We start from the raw sequence: 767 nt of genomic DNA, 5'->3' as shown, positions 1-767 counted from the left end.
GATCTGGTTGTTTTTCTTCTTTGGATGAAATTTTAAAGTTCACCCATCGCGAAAGAATTTCTTCCGAAACACAACGCAAAGAAGCGAAACCACCGCGAAAAGACACCCGACCCCCGGGCCGGCACCATCACTTCACCGTTTCACCTCTCCTTGAAAGGAAGCACCATGAAAGCCTCTTACCTCTCCAGCATCGCCCTCGCCGTGGCCGCCCTCTCGGCCGGTCAGGCCTTCGCCGCCGACGCCGACGCACCCCTGACCCGCGAGCAGGTCCGCGCCGAACTGATCCAGGCCCAGCAGGCCGGCGACGTGATCGGTGACAGCGAGTCCGGTCTGACCCTGCGCGAGATGTACCCCAACCGCTACCCGGCCGCTGCCACCGCCCAGGCCAAGACCCGCGCCGAGGTCAAGGCCGAGCTGGCCGCCGCCCAGCGCGATGGCAACGTGATCGCCGACAACGAGTCCGGCCGCACCGCCCGCGAGATCAACCCCACGGCCTACGCCGCCGCGCCCAAGGGCCAGGCCCTGACCCGCGAGGAAGTGCGCGCCGAGCTGCGTGCTGCGCAGGAAAGCGGCAACGTGATCGCCGACAACGAGTCCGGCCGCACGCTGCGTGAGGTCTACCCGAACCGCTACCCCAAGGATGTCGTGGCCCAGGCCAAGACGCGTGAGCAGGTCAAGGCCGAACTGGCCGAAGCCCAGCGCACGGGCGACATCATTGCCGACGGCGAAAGCGGCAAGAAGCTCAACGAGCTCTACCCCAGCCGTTA

General features: G+C 65.4%; 1 protein-coding gene. It reads left to right on the top strand.

Annotated elements, in window-relative coordinates:
* Positions 1-165 precede the first annotated feature (165 nt).
* Positions 166-767: DUF4148 domain-containing protein (locus HFL01S_RS24455; protein WP_066263959.1), on the top strand; the 602-nt coding region annotated here is incomplete at its 3' end.

It is taken from the genome of Hydrogenophaga flava NBRC 102514, assembly GCF_001571145.1.
GTDB lineage: Bacteria > Pseudomonadota > Gammaproteobacteria > Burkholderiales > Burkholderiaceae_C > Hydrogenophaga > Hydrogenophaga flava.
Note: the sequence above shows the minus strand (reverse complement) of the source record. Positions and strands in the feature narration are given on the sequence as shown.